Origin of the sequence: Amycolatopsis umgeniensis, from assembly GCF_014205155.1 — a bacterium.
Taxonomy (GTDB): domain Bacteria; phylum Actinomycetota; class Actinomycetes; order Mycobacteriales; family Pseudonocardiaceae; genus Amycolatopsis; species Amycolatopsis umgeniensis.
The window spans coordinates 7823020-7842348 of record NZ_JACHMX010000001.1 but is presented as its reverse complement, the minus strand read 5'-3'; the positions used below and the strand labels follow the sequence as shown (position 1 = coordinate 7842348).

Genomic DNA, 19329 nt, shown 5'->3' with positions numbered 1-19329 from the left:
TCAACCCGCCCGGTGGCCGCGCATCGCCGCGGCGAGCTGGGCACGTCCGCTGATGCCCAGCTTGCGGTACGAGCTGGTGAGGTGCTTCTCCACCGCGCGCACGGTGACCTCCAGCAGTTCCGCGATGTCGCGGTTGCGTCGGCCGGACACCGCCAGCTCCACCACGCGCTGTTCGGTCGCGGTCAGCAGTCCGCCGTCCGGCTGGTCCGAAGGCTCCGCGGACCCGGTCAGCCAGCTCGCCCCGCATCCGGCCGCCAGGCTGCGCCCCTCCAGCAGCCGTTCGCGGGCGTCGGGTCCGGTGTCGCGTTCCCCGAGCAGGACCAGCGTGCGGGCGAGTTCGAGCCGATCTCCGGAGCGCGCCAACGTTTCCGCGGCCTCGCGCAGCACCGGGACGGCGTCCTCGTCGCGGTCGAGCAGCGTCGCGCGGATCCGCAGGGCGCGGCCCACCGACGACGGCGCGCCCCACGACAACGCCCGCTCGACCTCGCCCTGCGCGACCGCTTCCGCCCGCTTCGGATCGTCGGTCGCCGCGAGCAACAGGGCGATCTGGCCGCGCAGCGGCAAAAGCACACGGTTCCCGAACCGCTCCAGCTGATGCACGCAGTCGAGGAAGTACTCGGCGGCCGCGGTGTGATTGGCCTCGGTGAGGGCCAAGGTGCCGTAGGCCAGCGACCGCAGCCACGGGTCGTGCTCGACCTCCAGATGGTCGACGATCAGCCGCGCGAGCGCCGGATCCCGTTGCTCCATCGCGATTTCGGCCAGCACCCGCATGGCCGTCATGGTGATCCCGACCCGGCTCGGGCCCGCCGAGGCCAGCACCGCCTGCGCCCGGTCGCGGGCCACGCCGAGCAGGCCGGTGGCCGAGGCCACGAGCGACTGCCCCGCCCAGGCGACCAGCGTCGGGAGGTCCGGATCGGCGGCGGGGCCGCAAGCCGCGGCGAGCCAGGAGTCGACGCCGTCGAGCGAATCCGCCGCGGCCAGCACCAGCACCGTGAGCGGCAGCGTGGTGTACATCTGGTCCGGAGAACCGGGTTCCCGCTCCAGCACCTGCCTTGCGAGGTCCACAATGGACTCCCGGGGCGCGACGCCCGCGACGGTCATCAGGTACAGCAGGACGGCGACCAGCTCCCGCTGCGCCGAAGAATCCTGTGCGGGCGCGGGACCGAGTTCGGCCAGCCGGTCCGCCGCCGCGTTGCCGGCGCCGGGTACACCGCGTTCGAGATAGCGCAGGCGGGCCTCCATGCGCAACGCCGCGTCGGCCGCGTCCGGGCCGGGGACCTCCCGCAGTTCCGCGAGCACCTGCCGTAGCCGGCGGACGTCCGCGGCGAACCGGAGCCCGGTCACCACCGGGAGCAGGCCGAGCGCGAAGGCGCGGTCCACCGGATCCCGCATCAGGCCCAGCGCCTGGTGCAGATGCCGGTGGGCGGCGGGCAGATCGTACCCGCGTTCGACGGCGGCGAGATCGACGAGCAGTTCCGCGCGATCGGCCCCCGGATGCGCCAGCGCGTGCTGCAGATACTGGGCGGCCGTCTGCGGCGACGAGTTCGCCAGCGCGGCACTGGCCGCGGTCCGCAGCACCTCCGCGGCCCACGGTTCGGGTTCGGCGACCGTGGCCAGCAACTGCCGTCCGATCTGCTCGACCGGCCTTCCGTTGCGGTAGAGGACATTCGCGGCGCGCAGATGCAGGCGGTCCTGTTCCTCCGCGCTCAGCTGGTCGGCGACGAGATCGCCCGCCATCTCCCCCGCGAACCGCAGCAGCCCGTCGGCGGGGGCCGCGACGAGCCCCAGCCTCCGCAACGCGCGCAGCGCCGCGTCGAAATCCGGTGAGTCGAGATCCGCGAGGTCGGCGAGGACGCCGGGCTCGGTCGGCTCGCCGAGCGCGGCCATCGCCTTCGCCACCGCGCCGACGTCGTCCGGCTGGGCGCGCAGGCACCGGGTCAGCCGGGCCGCCGCGGGCGAGGGCCGCAGCGCGGCGAGATCGGCCGCCGCCGGGGCGATCGGCCGCAGGCCGTGCCCGAGCATCGCGTTGACCAGCGCGTCCAGCAGCATCGGCGAACCGCCGGTGCGGGCGTAGCAGGCGTCCGCGAACTCGTCCGCGGGTTCGGCTCCGCACCGGGCGGTGAGATAGGCGCGGACACCCGCGGCCGAGAGCGGGGCGGCGTGCACCGTACGCGCCGCGGTGCGGGCGATGTCCTTGACCACGATGTCGTCCGCGGAATCGTCGCCTTCCAGCAGGGTCGCCACGACGAGGACCCGCAGACGGCCCATCCGCTTGGCCAGATACGCGAGCCACCGCGCGGAAGCCGCGTCGGCCCACTGCAGATCGTCCACGAGCAGCGCCACCGGACCGGTGTCGCGCACCATCTCGGTGAACAGTTCCAGCAGTTCGTGCAGCACGAGATGGGCTCGGCGGGCGTCGGGCGGGTCGGCGGAGAACTCACTGTCGGCCCGGACAGCGGTGAGCAGTTCGCCTCGGCGACCGGCCTCCAGCAAGGGTTCCAGCAGCAACCAGACCACGCCGTGGGCGACACCTCGCTCCAGCGGCGTCGCGGCCGCCCGGACCACGCGCACGCCTCGCGCGGCGGCCTCCTCTCCCGCCGCGTGCAACAGCGCGGACCGGCCGGCGCCCAGCCCGCCGCGGACGACGACGAACTCCCCCGCCCCGGCACGGGCCTCGGCCACGGCTCCGGCGATCGTGGCCAGCTGGTCGACTCGCTCGATCATCATGACGACGGATCAGAGCTCCTTGTCCAGCGCGTCGAACAGCTCCCGCAGCTCGGCCCGCCCGGTCACCTCGAGCTGCCGGTAGATCGCGGTGAGCCGGAGCTCGACGGCGCGTTTGCTCACGCCCAGTTCCTCCGCGAGCTCCGCGTTGGAGGCGTTCGCGAGCACGCGGCGGACGAGGTCGGTCGCGGCGGGCGAGAGCGCCCGCCATCGCCGGGACGCCGTGCGATAGGACCGCCGAGGCCGGTCGGACAGCCGTTTCCCGAGGTCGGCGATGCGGGAAGTCGCCCACGCGAGCTGATACGCGGTGGCCAGCCGTTCGGCCTCGCGCAGCAGGCGCGGCACGCCGCTGGTCTGACCCCGGTTGATCTGCGCGGCCGCGAGCAGCAGCACCGCCTCGACGTAGAGCACCCTGGCCGGGGACTGCTGGAGCGCGTTGACAGCCTGCGTCAGCCGGAACACCGCGTCCTCGGACCGGACCGCGACACCCGCGCCGAGATGGGTCCGCCCGATCGCGGTGCGCGTGCCCCATTCCTGCGCCAGCCGCCATTCCTCGCTGATCATCGCGGCCGCGGTGTGCTCGTCTCCGAGCGCCTGCGCCGCGATGGCGACATGCGAACGCCACGGCACCAAGCCGGGATTCAGCCAGCCGATCGCGTTCATCCGCCTGCCGCATTCCTGGAACAGGCCCAGTGCCCGCCGGTGGCGTTTCAGATCCAGTTCCAGCAACCCGCGCATGAAGAGCAGATACGGCGTGGAGTACAGCGGCCCGCCGTCGACCGCCGCGTCGACGGCGCGCTGGGCGGCCTCGAAATCGCCGCGGGTGAGCGCCGCCGCGATCGCGATCGTGCTCAGCGACGCGGTGACCGTGGGCGGCCAGCCGTCCGGCGGACCGGACGCGGTGGCCTTGGCGAGCGCGTCCTCCGCGGCCTGCACGCGACCGCGTTGCAGGTGGATCCAGGCCTGGCCGGTGAGGCCGAGCGCCACCGGCACGCCCGCCCCGGCGGCGCTCGCGTCCGCGATCACTTCCTCGTAGACGGAAAGCGCTTCCAGGACGTCGTCGGTCTGGGTGAAGGTGATGGCCAGCGCCAGCCGCGGCGAGTAGAGGGTCATGGGCTCGTTCGACGGATCCGCCGCGCGCCGGGCCAGTCTGCGTGCCGCCCGCCCGTCGCGGCAGGCGGTCGTCGTCAGCCAGGACGCGGCCGCCGTCTGCGCGGGGGTGAGCGCGGCCGGATCGAGGTCCGGCAGGGCGGGGATGCCGAGGAGTACGGAACCCGCGCCGGTCCCCTCTGCCAGCCAGTGCAACGCCGTCAGGTCCGCGCGATCCCGGTCGTCGACGGCGGCCTCACTCAAGACGGCCAGCTCGCGCAACGCGTCGTCCCTTGCCCCTCGCTGCATCATCAAGTCCACAGCGGACAGTCGCGTTCGGACGGTGTCGTCGCCGCTGGAGACCCGGGTCGCCCTGGCCAGCCGCAAACCACCGGTGAAGGGGCAAGACGAAGCCTCTACCGTCTCGAGCTCCAGACGCAGCCGCGCCGACGTCCCGGGCGGCGCCGGTTCGGCGAGCGCCCGCCGGTAGTACCGGGCCGCTTCGGTGTGGTCCCCAGCTTCGCGACGGCGCAACGCGGCCGCGTGCAGGGTCTCCAGCGCCCACGCCTCGCCGACCGGTTGGGAACCGAGCAGCAGCCCGGCGACGTCCTCCTCCGGCGCGGCCCGGCGATGCCCGAGCTCGGCGGCCCGCCGTCGCGTCCCCGCCCGCTCCTCCGCGCCGGTCGCGGCCAGTACCCAGGTGGCCACCTGAGGGTTCATCGGCTCGGCGGGGTCGGTCCCGATCAGGCCGGAGTCCGCCAGCACCCGCAGGGCCCGGCTCAGCGGCATCCCGAGCGGGGCGGCGAGCGGCCGGAGGTAAGCCTCGTCGAGGGTGCCGATCGCGGCGATCGTCCGCACCAGCGCGGCGAGATCCGACGGCAGCCTGGCGAGCAGGTCGAGCACCGTGTCGCGGCGCGCGTCCGCGGTGATGGCGGTGATCTCCGCGCCGGGACCGGCGGACGACCGGGCGAGCACCTCCGCGAGCAAGGCGGGATTCCCGCGTGTGGCCGCGTAGACCTCTTCCACGGGCGGCCGCGGCGCCGGGACCGCGTGCACCAGCCGCCGGACCGCCGCCTCGCTCAGCGGCCGCAGCCGCACGACATGCCGGTTCTCGCCCGGAAGATTGCCGAGGCACAGGCGCGTGTCTTCGCCGTCCTCCTCCGACGGGCCGGAATGCGCGGCGACGAGCAGTACGGGGGCGTCCACCCGGCGTCGCCGCAGAGCGGCCAGCCACATCTCGGACTGCTCGTCGGCCAGGATCAGATCGTCGACGACGAGCAGGACCGGACAGCGCCGGGCCGACTCCAGCAGCCGCTGGCAGAGCAGTTCGTGCAGGACCTGCACGTCGGTGCCGTCCGAAAGCGCGGCGTGCAGCCACGGGACGTCCGCGAGCTCCGGGATCGAGGCGAGCAGCTGGGAAAGGAGCCCGTACGGCAGCTGTGCCTCGGTGGCCGATCCCCGCGCGGTGAACACCTGCAGGCCCCGCTCGGCGGCCAGGGCCGCCGCCTGGACCAGCAGCGCCGTCCGCCCGCTGCCCGCCGGGCCGAGCACGAGCGCGGAGCCGCCGTGGCCGTGTTCGAGATCCTCGACCAGTCGGGTGAGCAGGCGCAGTTCGGTCTCGCGCTCGACGAGTTCGTCCGCGCCGTCGGCTTCGAGCCGCCGGACGGCGCTCATCGGGCACCTTCGAGCAGAACGGGACGGTCATCGACGTGGCCGAGCAGCACGGCCAGCTCGGCCCGCCCGGTGATCCGCAATTTGCGGTACACGCTCGTCAGATGCGTTTCGATCGTCCGAACGGTGACGAAGAGGCGTTCCGCGATGACCCGGTTGCTGACCCCGCGCCCGGCGAGCCGGGCGATATGCCGTTCGGCGGGGCTCAGCGAATCCAGCGGGGAAACCTCGCTCGGGATGCCGGCCTCGGCGGCGGTCCGCTGGGCCCGGCGGAGCAGAAAGCGGTCCCCTGTACGCAAACTCAGCTCGACGCAGCGCCGCAGGCGGATACGCGCGGCGGCGCTGTCCCCCGTTTCGACGAGCGCGCGGCCGAGGTGGAACTCCGCCAGCGCCTCCTCGAGCCGGGCGGGAGACCCGGCCAGAATGCCCGCCGCCTCGTCGATCAACGCGATCCGATCGGGACCGCGGGTGGCGACCGCGGTCGCGAGCCGGGCCATCCCGATCGCGCGCGGGGTGCCCCATCGCTCGGCCGGTTCGCCCCCTTCGGCCGCGAGGTCCGCCGCGGCCTCGAATTCTCCCTCACCCGCCAGCAGGCAGGCGGCTTCGAACCACCACGGCGCCAGCAGCGGGTTGGCGATGCCGACGTCGGCGAGGCTCTCCCCGCAGCGGTGGAACAGCTTCAGCGCCGCCTCGCGGTCCCCCGCCGCCCAATGCACCCGCGCGTCGACGAGCTGGAACCACGGGCGCATCACCGTGTGGTCCCACAACTGCGGGGAATCCGCTTCCCGCAACAACTTCATCGCCTTCGCGGTCTCGCCCTGCTGGGCCGCGACGGTCGCGAGCGCGATACGCGGGACCACGCCGCCGGTGCGCCCTTCGGCGCGGCGGCTGAGCGCGTACGCCTGTCCGGCGTCGGCGGCCGCGGTGGCGAGGTCCCCGCACCAGTGGCCGAGCAGGCCGCGGAAGGCGAGGTACTCGCTGCGCTGGGCCGGGACGAGCTCGATGGCCCTGGTCAGTTCGTCTTTGGCGACGTCGACCTCGTCGGCCAGCAGCAGCGCCAGCACGGCGGAACTGACGGCCGAATCGTCGGTGGTCGGGGTGTACCCGCGGATCGCGCGCATCGCCCATTCGGCGGCCTCGCGCGGCCGGGTTCCGTCGAGTGCGGCGACGACGGCGCAAACGGCCAGATGCCTGGCGTCGACGACGGCTTCCGGGCCGTCCTCGTCCCGGGGCTGGATCCGGGCGTCGAGCTTCGCCAGGCTGTCGCGATCTTCGATGCCCACCAGGCACAGCAGCCCTTCGAGGTGGCCCCGCAGTTGCTGGTCCATCTCGCCGCCGAGCACGGTGAGCACCCTGTCCAGCACGGTGACGGCGGTTCCGCAGCGACGGGCGACGAGCGCCGCGCGGCCCAGTTTCACCGCGGCCCGCGCCCGGTCGACCGGATCCTGCTGCAGTTCGAGCGCGCGGCGCAGGAGGTCGAAGCCGCTGTCCGGTTCCAGCATCGCGACCGTCTCGGCGAGTTGGACGGCCAAGGCCCCGTCGGAGGGCCTCGCCGCGGCCGCGGGCCGGAGGTAGCGCAGCGCGTCCCAGGGCGCGCCCCGGTCGCAGGCGCAGCTCGCGGCGTCGCGCAGCAGGTCGACCATCCACGAGTCGAGCTCGCCGAGTTCGAGCAGGTGCTCGGCCACCTCTTCCGGCGACCCGGCCGCGTCGCTCAGCAGGATCGCCGCGGTACGCCGCCACCGGCCGAGTTCGGCGGGTTCGAGAGCGTCGAGCAGCCCTTCCCGCACCGGATCGTGACGGAAGGAGAACCCTTCCGGCGCAAGGATGTGCTGACTCCGCAACAGGTCGACGGCGGTTCCGGCGGTGCGGGCGGGCACCTTGGCCAGCCGGGCGACCAAGGACAGGTCCTGACCGCCGAGTACCGCGATGGCGGTGGCCACGGACCGGGCGTAGTCCGGGACGCCGGCGAACAGGGAGTGGATCAGCGCGGATCCCGCCGCGGATCCGGCCACCGGCGCGACCCCGGCCGCGACCTTGCCCAGTTCGTCGAGCATCTCCCGCAGCAGCAAGGGATTGCCGCCGGACTGCTCGACGCAGTGCCGCACGAAAGCTTCCCCCGGTTCCGATCCGACGGCCTCGCGCGCCAGCGAGGCGACGGCCTCCGCGGGCAGCGGGCCGAGGTCGAGCACTTCGGTGCCGTACCAGGATTCGAGATCCGCCAGCCGTTCCGCCGCGCCGTCCGGTCCGTCGGCGGCCGACCGGACCAGGACCATCCGCAGCGGCAGTCTGGTCGCGTGACGGGCGAGGAGACTCAGCCAGCGCAAGGTCGGTTCATCACACCATTGCACGTCGTCGACGGCGAGCACGATCGCGCGCCGCCCGCCCGCCCAGGCGGCGAAATCCTCGTACCAGGCGGCGAAATCGTCCGGACCCGAGACCCGCGCACCGGCCCGGCGCAGTCCCGCGAGCAGTTCCCGCGAGACCGCCGTCCCGTCCCCCGGCACACCGGTACCCCGGCAGACGACAGTGTCCGTGAGCGCGGCCAGCGCGGTGTCCAGCAGGCTGGACTTGCCGATGCCCGCTTGTCCTCGTACGACGATGACGGAGCCTTCACCAGGCGCACCAGTGCTCAGCCGTGCGGCGAGCCGGCGCAGCTCGTCGTCGCGTCCGGCCAGCGTGCGCCCGGGTCTGTTGGCGTCCACCATCTCCGCCTCCTGTCGTCCCATCGGGTCGCTGCCGTCACACAGAGCGAACAAACGCTTACGTGCTTCCATCTCATCGTGTGATCGTCTTACCGAATAGACCGGCCAACCCCGGCGAGGGTTATCCCTCGCTACGGGGATGCCTGCCGCTCAAATGAGCACAAGTGCCACGAACGCACGACTCCGCGGGCAGGCAGGCCCCGCTCGGCGCGACACCTCACGCGAGCACGGCACGACGAAGTGTGACAGAAGATCGCGCTACAGGGAATGGATTGTGAACGGCCCACGACATCCAGGTTTACCCCAGACGGCCACCCGGCGTCCGCTCCGGCCGACCTGCCCGCTCAGATGAGCGAAGATGCCTCGAAGGTCATTACGAATTCTTCCGAAATACGACCGCGACCGGCGACGATGCCCGGACCGTTCACTGGGACCGCACCGTAATCGCACGCCTCCGTCACGTGGCGGCCACCCGCACGTCAAGTCCGGGGCGATCAGCTCGCGCGCCGGGACTCCGGTACCCGCGGCGGCCAGGCGGTCGAGTCGAGCAGACCGGTGGCGAAGGCCCGCGAAACCAGTTCGACCCGGTTGCGCGCCTTGAACTTCCGCTGCAACCGGGCGACGTGGTAGTCGATCCCCTGGCGGCTCAGGTAGTACTTGTCGGCCATCTCCAGGCTGGACAAGCCGCTGGCGATGCCCTGGAGGATCTTCGCCTCGATGTCGTTGACCGAGCTCAGCTGCTCGGCGCGGGCCGCGGCGGGCCCCGCCTCCGGGAGCACGGTCAGCAGGATCGCCGTACCCGGCGCCCGCATCCGGCCGGCCACGATGGTCAGCCTCTCGGCACCGCCGGATCCGAGCCCGGTGACGCTGCCGCGAAACCGCTGCTCCCAGCCTTCGGCGACCCGGTTCAGCCGGTCGCGCAGGTGATCGGGACCGGTGGTGACGAGTTCGGGGAACGATTCGCCGAGCACGTCGGCGGGACGGCGGCCGAGCAGCCGGAAGAAGGCGGCGTTGCCCCCGCCGAGCCGCAGTCCGGCACTGAGCGCCGCCAGTGGCATGTCGGCGACTTCCACGAATTCGCTGATGATTCCGGGCCGCGCGGTACGACCCGCGTCGAAAGCCCACTTGCCGATCGGGGAAATCGTTCGGATGCCGGCCATGGAAAGCCCCCTTCTGCCTGAGCCATTCGTGTCCACCAAAGCCGTCCCTGCCCAAGACTCGGCAAACACTACGAACCGGCTCTCCATGGGGTCAACGAATTCCGCAGCAGTTCGTGGCCACCGAACCCACCGTGCGGACAGCCCGTACCGAAGGTTCGGTATCGGCGTCCCAGCAGGAGAATCCTCAGCTCAGCGGCAGATTCGGTAACCGAACCTCCGCGGCGGGCCCGCACCACGAGGGATGAGGGGCGAATTCCGCGTGAAGAACTTCTCGCGTTTCGCTCAGTCAAGATAGCACCGAATCCGCCGATGCTTAACATTGATTTAAGGTAGATCTCGGCGCCTGTGCCTACGGATTCACGAGGCGGGTGACCGGTCATCGGCACACCACATCGGCGAAGCGATCGCTTGACCGAAAACAGGCCGTCCACTGTGGACATCCAGAATAGTGACAGGGCCGCCCCGGATGTTTCACACCGGGGGCGGCCCTGCACGGATCAGACGGTTTCGCGCGTGGTCACCGCGTCCTTCTCGGCGGCCAGCGCGGTGCAGGTGCGCACCCACAGCTCCCAGCCCGCCAGCGCCTTGTTGCAGTTCCAGCCGGTCCAGCGCATCGCCTGCGCGCCCTCGTTGCCGGCGCGGTTACAGGAGGTTTTGCTGCTCCAGCCCTCACTCTGCTTGCGGTACGGCGTGCAGGAAGCCGCCGCGACGTCACCGGACGCCCCGGCGGCGCACGGTTCCGCGGTGCTCGCCATCGCCGTTCCCCCGGTGAGCACCGAGCCCGCGAGGGTCGCGGCGAGAACGGCCCCACGGACCACGAAGCGCTTGTTCATTGAGTTTTCCTTACCGCGAGCAAGACCCCACGACCACAGTGGCCGATCCCCCGGCGAAGATCAACCGCCTTACGCCTGGCGAGTCGCCTTGACAGCAGTCCCCTTCAGCTCCCGGTCCCAGCTCATGGGCATGGTTGCGCATGCGTGCATCCCAACGGTCCACTCGTTCCTACGCCGATCGGAAGGGATCACCATGTCGGTCACCGACGAACTCCTGGCCAACAACGCCGACTACGCCGCACGCTTTTCCGGGCCGCTTCCCTTGCCGCCCGCCAAGCACGTCGCCGTACTCGCCTGTATGGACGCCCGTATCAACGTTTACGGCGTCCTCGGCCTCAAGGAAGGCGAAGCGCACGTCATCCGCAACGCGGGCGGCGTCGTCACCGAGGACGAAATCCGTTCCCTCGCGATCAGCCAGCGACTGCTCGGCACGACGGAAATCATCCTCATCCACCACACCGACTGCGGAATGCTGACCTTCACCGACGACGGATTCAAGAAATCCATCCAGGAAGACGTCGGCGTCAAACCGTCCTGGGCCGCCGAAGCCTTCGGCGACCTCGACGACGACGTCCGCCAGTCGATCGCGCGCATCAAGAACAGCCCGTTCATCCCCGAGAAGGATTCCGTCCGCGGGTTCGTGTTCGACGTGGCCACCGGAAAACTGAACGAGGTCGCCTGAACGGGACGCGGGCCGCGACCGCGCGCACGGTCGCGGCCCGTTCCGGTCATTCGCCGACGACCTGCTCCACCTTGCGCTGCAGTTTGTTCATCCCGCCGAGCCAGCGGTCGGTCTGCGTGGCCCGCGCGGCGTAGTACTCCGCGACCTCGGGATGCGGCAGCACCAGGAAGCGTTCCGCCTCGATGGCCTCGAACAACGCGTCCGCGACCTGCTCCGGCTGGATCGCCGAGGCGCCCATGAGCAGTTCGCCCGCCGGACCCGTGTTCTCCAGCATCGCCGTCCGCACGCCTTGCGGGCAGATCGCCTGCACGGTGAGCCCGCGATGCCGGTACGTCGCCGAAAGCCATTCGGCGAAGGCGAGCGCGCCGTGTTTGGTCACCGAGTACGACGCCGAACCGAGGCTGGTCAGCAGTCCCGCCGCCGACACCGTCGAGATGAAATGCCCTCGGCCGCGCTCGAGCCACACCGGCAGCAACAGCCGGGCCGCGCGCACGTGCGCCATCACGTTGACGTCCCAGATCCGCGCCCAGTCCTCCTCCGGCGCCTCCACGCCGCCCATCGGCGCGATCCCGGCGTTGGCACAGAAGACATCGATCTCGCCGAGGGTTTCGCGCGCCGTCTCGATCAGCGACGCGACGCCCGCTTCGCTCGCGGCGTCCCCGGCCACGGCGGTTCCGCCGATCTCCTTCGCGACCTCGGCCGCGGCGTCCCCGTTCAGGTCGCCGACGACGACCCGGGCACCCTCGGCGGCGAACCGGCGGGCGAGTACGGCACCGATGCCCCCGCCTCCACCGGTGACGACGACACCGGCTCCGGCGAACGACGCGGTCACAGGCCACCCGCCAGGGTCACGCCGCCGTCGAGGACGACGGTCTGCCCGGTGATCCAGCCCGCCTCTTCCGAGAGCAGGAACGACACCGCGCTCGCGATGTCGGCGGGCACCCCGAGCCGCTTCATCGGATACGACTCGGAGACCTCTTCTTCCCGGCCTTCGTACAGCGCCGTCGCGAACTTGGTCTTGACCACGGCCGGCGCGACGGCGTTCACCCGGATCTTCGGCCCCAGCTCGAAGCCGAGTTCCTTGGTGAGCCGGATCAGCGCGGCCTTGCTGACGCCGTACATGCCGATCCCGGGCGACGCGCCGAGCCCGGCGACGGACGCGACGTTCACCACCGCGCCGCCGTGCTCCCCCATCCACGCGTCGCGCGCCCGGCGCGTCCACGAGAGCGGCGCGAGCACGTTGACCGCGAAGATCTTCGCGGCGGCTTCCGGTTCGATGTCCAGGGTGGGCCCGAACACGGGGTTGATGCCGGTGTTGTTGACCAGCATGTCCAGCCGCCCGAAGGCCTCGATCGTCTTGGCGACGGCCTCGTCCTGGTGCGCGGTGTCGTCGGCCTTGCCGGGGACGGCGATCGCGACGGCCTCACCGCCCAGTTCGGCGACCGCTTCGGCCAGCGGCTCCGGCTTGCGCGCGGTGATGCACACCTTCGCGCCGCGCTCGACCAGGTCCTTGGCGATCCCGAGGCCGATACCCCGGCTTGCGCCGGTGACGATCGCGACGCGATCCTTGAACGAGTTCACTCTTCGATCTCCTCTGTGTTCACCGGCGAGCGCAACCGCTAAGCGAGCGCTCACTTACAATGGAAAGGACCGGAGGTGGTGTCAAGCCCACCGTCGGAGTACGAGCGTCTGGGAGGATCCGCGGATGACCATGTCGCTGTCGGCCGAACTGTGGCCCGATGTCCAGCCGGAGACGGCACGGCGGCTCATGCTGGCCGGGGTCGAATCCTTCGCGCGGCGCGGCTATCACGCGACCACCACCCGGGACATCGCTTCGGCGGCGGGCATGAGCCCCGCGGCGCTGTACGTGCACTTCCCGTCCAAGGCCGCGCTGCTGTTCGCGATCTCCAAATACGGCCACGAGCAGACACTCTCGCTGGTCGAGAGTGTCGTCGCACGCGAGACCGACCCCGTCGAACGGATCCGCCTGCTGGTCGAGGACTTCGTGGCCTGGCACGCGCGGCGGCACACCGTGGCGCGCGTCGTGCAGTACGAACTGCACGCGCTGCCGGACGAGGAGTTCGAGATCGTCGCGAAACTGCGCCGCCGGATCGAGCAGGTCGTGCGCGAGGTCATCTCCGAAGGCGTGCGGACGGGCGTGTTCACCGTCGGCGACCCGCATACCGCCGCCCGCGCCGTGCTCTCGCTCGGCGTCGACGTCTCCCGCTGGTACAGCGACCGCGCCCGCCAGACACCGAAGAAGCTGGGCCAGGAGTACAGCGAGCTGGTGCTCCGCATGCTCGGCACGAAACTCTCCTGACCGGTACTGATCGACCTCCGTCGGCGATACCGCCACCAGAGTGACATACCAACCGGTCGGTATCGAGAAATACCCGCTGAGACGTTGACCACATACTAAGCGGTTGTTAACTCGCCCGGACCTGGCTCGGTTCAGGGCACCTCCGCGCCCTCGTGCTCGAGGTCTACGACGCCGCCAAGCCTAAGAACTCCGACCTCGTGGAGCGGTTCGACTTCACGATCGACTACGGCTACCAGTCCGATGGCGACGGCGAACTCTGGCTCGACCCCGACACCGTCGCCTACACGGTGCGCAAGAACGGCAGCTACCCCTCGAATTGCGACTACCGCCTCGTCGCCGACACCTCCTCCGGCCACGAACCGGTCGCGGGCTGGAACGGCGCGAACTTCCGTTCCACCGACGGGTTCACCCGCCACTCTGCAGGGACCGCGCTCGGCGGGGGAAGCCTCGGAGCCACCCTCTCCTATAACCGCAGGACCCTTGGCGAGAAGGACGTTTGCCGTGGTTCTGTGCGCCGCAGGGGCCTAGCGGCGACGACGTCCCCATGGCCCGGCCGGGTCAGTCGACGGCCCGCCACCCTCGGCACCCGGTCCTCCCGGGCGGGATCGCCCGAGGTCATTGAAGGTACCGATAAACACCGGCCAGTACATGTCTACCGTATCCTCGTCCGGTGGCCGGCCGGTCAATTTGCGCTCTAGATTCGGATGGACGAGGTTGCGGAATTCACGCAAAACGCTGGCGATGCGATATGCGTCCGTGTCGATCCATTTGAGTCGATGTGCCACATAGATCAGCGAGTGCAGTGACAGTTTGTCCGCCGTTTTGGCGGGGCGGACCCTCTCGGCTTTCGCCTCGGATTCGTTCCAGATCTCATCGGGGATCGGGCGGTTTTCCGCGGCGTCGAGGAGCAGAAGTTCCACCAGGCTCCCTAGCAGGATCATGGCCGCGAGGTAGCAACCCGTAGCTCTGCATTTGTCGATTTCGGCGATACGTTGGTCGAGGATGGGCACCAATTTCTGGTCTGTCACGACCTCGTCGACCGAATACTGCAACTTCTGCCTGCTGATGTCGAGGGGCGCTGGGTCCGTGGCCATACGACCTGGTCGTATGGCCGGGCGAAGGTTCGCGTCCAGTTCGACGTGGAGGTTCTCGACTTGCAGAAGGAGGTTGAGCTGTCGAAAAACCTCTTCGGCGGACTCGCGGTCCTGCTGGTATTCGCGAGGGTCGACCAGACGTTTCAACACTTGCTCGATCGCGTCGGGCTCGGTGCGGCGGCATAGCAGGTGTGCGACAGTCCAGGATTTGCGACTGTCGCCGTCGTACTCGCCCACCTCGTTCCAGCCCGCGCGACGGAAGAAGGTGACCAGATCTGCCGCTCGCCGGTAGTAGACCGTGCCATCGCCGCAGATCAGATCCGCGACGGCGACAAGGGTCTGCTCATCGATGATGTCCACGATCAAGCCTCCACCGGTTCGACACCGTGTTCGCTCAAGGTCTGCCATACGACTTCCAACGCCGTCACCGGGTCGAGGATGAAATGGCTATGGGCGACGCGGCAGAACGGCCATCCCGCCCGCCGCAGCTCACGCAGCGACTCGTCGTTTTTGCGGCGGTGTTCCGCGCTGAGCCCGGTATGTTCGTCGCACATGATCGCAGCGGATCGGTCGCGGCCGCGTACGACGATGTCGAGCCGTCGGCCACCTATGTCCCACTGCGGGTCAGCGTCGTAGCCACGGCCGCGGATCGCCAGATAGACCTGCTGGACGAACAAGGACCTGAACGGCTCACAACGCCGGGTCTGCGAGATATCACCGAGGTTCTGGTTCTTCGGTTCGGCTTCCTCGTTTTCGCTGTAGTACGTCAGCATGCGGTGACGGATGTCTTCGGAGTCGAGGTCAGGGCTCAGTGATGTGATCAGCCACAGTTGGTCTCGTGCGCGACTGACGGCGACATTGAGCCGTTGCTCGTAAGAAGTGTGGTTACGCAAAATCTGTGGCCGGCCGGCCGCGACAGTCGACACCAGCATGACATCGCGCTCGTCGCCCTGGAAGTTCTGCGCGTTACCAACACGGATATCGCGCCGTTCGATCTCTGATGCCGGGATTCTCCTGAGGAGTAACCCGTCGAGCATATTCACCTGACGCCGACTCTGCATGGCGATGATGCCGAACGTCTTACCGTCATAGGCTGGATCCTCCAGGCAACTGGCCAGGAGCTCGATGACGTGTTCGGCTTCAGGACGGTTGGTCAGGGTGTCCGAGGACCCAGTGGTTTGCCCGTTGGCCACGTGGCGGATAAGAACCGGCTCCAATCGGTTGATGCCGTGCTGCCGCAAGGGCACCAGGTCATTATCGTAGAACTGGCGTGACGGCCAGGAGATGATCTCCGGCATGCAGCGAAAATGTTCCCGAAGTCGGACTACGGCAGGGAACGCGCCGCTCAGGATGCTGTACAGATTTCCGTTCGGCAGAAGAACCTCCCGGGCGTGAGCGGGGACGTCAGGGAAGTCCACCCGCAGTCGGTCTGACACCGCATCCAGGCCGCGAGGGCTGGTGAACGGCGTGCACTGCTTGTCGTCACCGACCACGATGACCCTTGCGGCGAGCCAGAGCAGGAAGAGGGCCGTCGGCTCGGCTTGGCTGCCTTCGTCGACGATGACGACGTCAAAGCTGTTCTGCACGGCAGGGAACAACTCCGCGACCTTGTCGATGGTCATGACCCAGGCCGGCACGGCTGGCTTGGCGTCCTCAATCGCCGATCGAGCCGAAATCTGATGTTGAGCGGTATGCCCTCCCCTGCCGCGCTGCTTCTTCGCGAAGTTTTCGTAGTTCTTCAGGCCGCGGCGTGCTTTCGGGTCCATGGTCTGCAGGCAAATCGCCCAAGCCTTTGCCGTCGCGAGTTCTGCGGTCGCTTTCAGCAGGTCTGCCTTGGCTTCCGCTAGGTCGGACTCTTGCCGTGCGTCCAGACCCGGCTGATGCCGCGCTCGCACAAATCGCTCAGCGACGGCCCAGTTCCAGGCCTCGTCGATCACGCAGAAGCGAGCTTCCCAAGTGTCGTCGTGGAGGGATCTCGTCAGCGCGGTGACAAGTTCATCGTGGCAGCCGACGGCGCGGTCGTACAAGTCGCGCAGTCTGCGGTGGCTCTCGATCGTGTACCGAGCGTCGTTGACCTCCGCGGCCGCGATCCGGAACGCCTGTATGTCGCGGCGCTCCAGTGCTCTCGCGAGCTCATACAGTTCCGGGGCGGCGTTCGGTGAGTCGATGACGGTGGCCCACCACGCGATCAGGCCCGCGTGGTATTCCTCATGCGGTGCCACGTCGATGCGATGTCGGGCGAGTTCGATGCCATCACGAAGTGTCAGCCACAGGTTATGGGTCGTGAGCACCACTAGAATGCCATTCCTGGCAAGTACTTCTCGCAATCCGGAGGTGATCTGCCGCATGTCCTGCAAGACGGGCAACGCGCCTTCAGCCTCCACAAGCCAGCGAAGCCGATCGCTCGCGCGGGCCGTCACGGCCGGCAGGGCAACCACGAAACTCCAAGCATGTTCGGCCTCGGACAGGCTGAGTACGATGTCCAACACGTCGTACACGGCGGCCGCGGCCTCTTCGGTTCGCGGCTCGCGGCCGCGATACCTGCATCGTTCCCGGACCGACTGTGTATCCCTGCCGAGGTTGGTCGGCCTGCGCAAGAACATCGTCCGCACCGGTTTACGATTCGCCAGACCTTGCCACAACTTCCACGCTTGATCGCGCAGATCTCGTAAGGCGGTGTGATCGTGTTCCGGGTATTCGACGTCCCGTAGCAGCGGATTTCGTGATCTTGCCGAAAGCGTCTCGGCCACCGGCGAGCGCGACATGACATCCTGCCACGCGCTGTTGTTGTGACCGGCGAGCAGATCGTCCACCGCCGCTGTGAGCCATTGACTTGTGTCGTTCACGGCTGCGCGATGCTGAAGGTGCCGGACGATCTTGTTCAGTCGGTCGAGGCCGGTCTGCCACCGGTCCAGTTCTGCGACCTCAACGAGCCCGCTCAGGTCGGCGATTTCCTCGGCACCGTCACGAACTCGAGGTGGCTTGAGCACGTCGAAAAGCTTCTTCGCCTGCTCGGGGATGTGGACTTGTTCTGCCGGCGGCATGTATTCGAGGGCGCGCCTCGGTCCACCAGGATGTTCGATCAGCAGGGCACGCAGTTCGGTGAGTTCCTCAGGTGAAAGAGAGCTTCGCAGCGGCGCGTCCGGGGGAAGGGGCGGAAACCAATCGAACCGATGGCGCTTTTCCTCGACCTGTGCGGCGATGTGAGCGAGTCGCCCCTGATAGCCGTCGCTGACCAGCGGGTGGTCGACATGCTCGGCTTCACGGGAGTTCGCGAGATCTTGTTGGATATCGGCTACCCGGCGACCAGCAACGAGCCAGCGGTCATGGCCGGCCACGACCCGTTCCCTTGCCTGCACGTCTGTTGTGCTCGCGAGGTACTCGGCCATCGCGCGCACACTTGACTCGAGGTCGCTGGTCCTTCCGTCCCTGCTACCGACAAGCGAGACGCATAGCTTCCGCATGTCCGGCGGCAGCATTCCCCGCAGCACACGAAGAGGCTGCTCCCGCTGGCTGACCACCAGCACACGCATCCCCTCCGCCAGCATCGCCACCAGGAGATTGGCAATGGTGTGTGTCTTGCCGGTTCCTGGCGGCCCTTGCACGACCGCGCCGTTGTCCTGTCGCACTCTCTCCAGGACCAGCCGTTGCTGCAGGTTGTGCTCCCGAGAGAAGAGTGGATTCGCGCCGAGGGTCTTGGAGGTGCCGGCCATCTCGACCAGCCATGCCTCTTGCTCGTCGGGTGTCAGATCGCGGAGGATCTGCACGAGCGCCTGGGGGACGATCACACCTGGGTCTCGCAACTGTTCCAGCACCAGGTCGAGAAAACCGGCCACACTTGAGCGATCACGGCGCCGGAGGATCATCGCGGGCGAAGCAGACACCGCGAGTCGCCCGACTCGCTCGATCGGCGGCGGTATCACCGCATCGCTGAACCGCGGAGCGTCCGGGAGCAGTCGCCCGCTCCAGTCGGCGAGCCACTTGCCGGCTCCTTCATCGGTCGGCAGCAAGTCGGACTGTTCCACTTCGGCCCGGATGTCCTCAGCGCGTCCCAATCCCTCGCCCAGCACGGGGATGAGAAATCTCCGATCCTCCATCAGCATGCTCGCGTCGACATCTGGACCAATCGTCACGCCGGAGTAGCGATCATCGATCTTGGCGAACAGCCGTTTGGCCAGCAAGTGCCGCCGCACCACCCGGCCATTCTCGTCCCGACCTGCCACGAGTCCGGCACACAGCACGAGTTCGAATTCGTCGTCCTGGCTCGTCAACTGCCCAGCGACCTGCCGAAGATCCTCATAGAGCTTGCGCCGCGGACGCACCGATTCGATATCGGCCAGCCAGGAATCCCGGTCGACGACCGCGGCGCGGTAGGCGATGACCAGTTCGTTGCCGTCGTCCGCATTCTCGACCCGCCCGGCCAGATCATCGGAGAGGTCGAGTTCCCCAGCGTCATGATCCTGCCACTGGCCCGCATCGATATGCCCGTTGAGTTGCGGTGGCAGATCAGGAGGCAACGGCAACGGTAGCTGATCAACGGTAAGGAAACCGCCGTCCGAGCCTATCCGGTTTCGCAGATCCACACCTTCAGGTACGTCCGACAACCACCAGCACTGTTCGAAGTCGGCGACGTCGCAAGTATCCGCTTTCGTCGACGCGGCCATATCGCGGAGATACTGCACCAACTTGATCGCCTCACGGCGAACGTTAGGGTCATTCGGACGCATCCAGTCCCCATCGCCACACCCACCACCTCTCGATGGGCAGTAGAACAGAATCGGTGCCACGGGCCGTCGAATCAACCCACGATCACCGAGGATGCCGGAACGTACTACTGACCTGTGACGTGCAGTAGCGACGACTGGAGCCAAATCACCTCACCGGACGACTTGCGCTGTCGTGAAGTTGTCAGCTGTGTCGGCCGACATATATTGCCCCGAAAGGGTCGCCGACTCACTGGCAACGCCGAGCACGACCATCGTCTCCCAAACACGTCGTGAGTCAAGACAAGACGTGAATCCAGTCCGGAGACCGCTCCACGGCTGTGAAATCAG

11 protein-coding genes and 1 pseudogene are annotated in these 19329 nt (G+C 68.7%); 3 read left to right on the top strand and 9 right to left on the bottom strand.

All coding sequences use genetic code 11. The annotated features are described in order from the left end of the window. The 5 genes from HDA45_RS36520 to HDA45_RS36500 all read right to left on the bottom strand — a co-directional run bounded on the left by HDA45_RS36520 (nucleotide 1) and on the right by HDA45_RS36500 (nucleotide 10179). A complete protein-coding gene (locus HDA45_RS36520) occupies nucleotides 1–2727 on the bottom strand; it encodes an AAA family ATPase (RefSeq protein WP_184903182.1) in 2727 nt (908 codons plus the stop codon). Between the two features lie 9 nt (nucleotides 2728–2736). Next, nucleotides 2737–5487, bottom strand: coding sequence for an AAA family ATPase (locus HDA45_RS36515; RefSeq protein WP_184903180.1), 2751 nt, complete (start codon nucleotides 5485–5487; stop codon nucleotides 2737–2739). Next, nucleotides 5484–8189 carry a helix-turn-helix transcriptional regulator gene (locus HDA45_RS36510; protein ID WP_184903178.1) on the bottom strand — a complete coding sequence of 902 codons (2706 nt, stop codon included), beginning with the start codon at nucleotides 8187–8189 and terminating at the stop codon, nucleotides 5484–5486. The genes HDA45_RS36515 and HDA45_RS36510 overlap by 4 nt, the downstream gene beginning before the upstream one ends. Nucleotides 8190–8680: 491 nt before the next feature. Then, entirely contained in the window at nucleotides 8681–9346 is a 666-nt protein-coding gene (locus HDA45_RS36505; RefSeq protein WP_184903176.1) for a helix-turn-helix transcriptional regulator, read from the bottom strand. Nucleotides 9347–9843: 497 nt separating this feature from the next. Further along, nucleotides 9844–10179: a hypothetical protein gene (locus HDA45_RS36500; RefSeq protein WP_184903174.1), complete on the bottom strand. Its 336-nt coding sequence runs from the start codon at nucleotides 10177–10179 to the stop codon at nucleotides 9844–9846. 193 nt (nucleotides 10180–10372) lie between these two features. Between HDA45_RS36500 and HDA45_RS36495 the strand changes: the two genes are divergently transcribed. Beyond that, nucleotides 10373–10861, top strand: coding sequence for a beta-class carbonic anhydrase (locus HDA45_RS36495; RefSeq protein WP_184903172.1), 489 nt, complete (start codon nucleotides 10373–10375; stop codon nucleotides 10859–10861). 46 nt (nucleotides 10862–10907) lie between these two features. Here the strand turns inward: HDA45_RS36495 and HDA45_RS36490 are convergent, their stop codons facing one another. Further along, nucleotides 10908–11693, bottom strand: coding sequence for an SDR family NAD(P)-dependent oxidoreductase (locus tag HDA45_RS36490; RefSeq protein ID WP_184903170.1), 786 nt, complete (start codon nucleotides 11691–11693; stop codon nucleotides 10908–10910). Beyond that, nucleotides 11690–12442, bottom strand: a complete 753-nt coding sequence (locus tag HDA45_RS36485; RefSeq protein ID WP_101606854.1) for an SDR family oxidoreductase — start codon at nucleotides 12440–12442, stop codon at nucleotides 11690–11692. Before HDA45_RS36485 ends, HDA45_RS36490 begins: the two co-directional genes overlap by 4 nt. A gap of 124 nt (nucleotides 12443–12566) precedes the next feature. Between HDA45_RS36485 and HDA45_RS36480 the strand changes: the two genes are divergently transcribed. Both HDA45_RS36480 and HDA45_RS43295 read left to right on the top strand, forming a co-directional pair. Next, on the top strand, nucleotides 12567–13181 hold the full coding sequence (locus HDA45_RS36480) for a TetR/AcrR family transcriptional regulator (RefSeq protein ID WP_184903168.1): 615 nt from the start codon (nucleotides 12567–12569) through the stop codon (nucleotides 13179–13181). A 128-nt stretch (nucleotides 13182–13309) separates the two neighbouring features. Beyond that, a pseudogene (locus tag HDA45_RS43295) lies at nucleotides 13310–13645 on the top strand (hypothetical protein); the annotation flags it as partial. Nucleotides 13646–13705: 60 nt separating this feature from the next. Here the strand turns inward: HDA45_RS43295 and HDA45_RS42610 are convergent. Beyond that, complete coding sequence (locus HDA45_RS42610) at nucleotides 13706–14635, bottom strand: hypothetical protein (protein ID WP_246480907.1); 930 nt, start codon at nucleotides 14633–14635, stop codon at nucleotides 13706–13708. A gap of 2 nt (nucleotides 14636–14637) precedes the next feature. Beyond that, on the bottom strand, nucleotides 14638–19002 hold the full coding sequence (locus tag HDA45_RS36470; protein WP_184903164.1) for an AAA domain-containing protein: 4365 nt from the start codon (nucleotides 19000–19002) through the stop codon (nucleotides 14638–14640). Nucleotides 19003–19329: the final 327 nt, after the last annotated feature.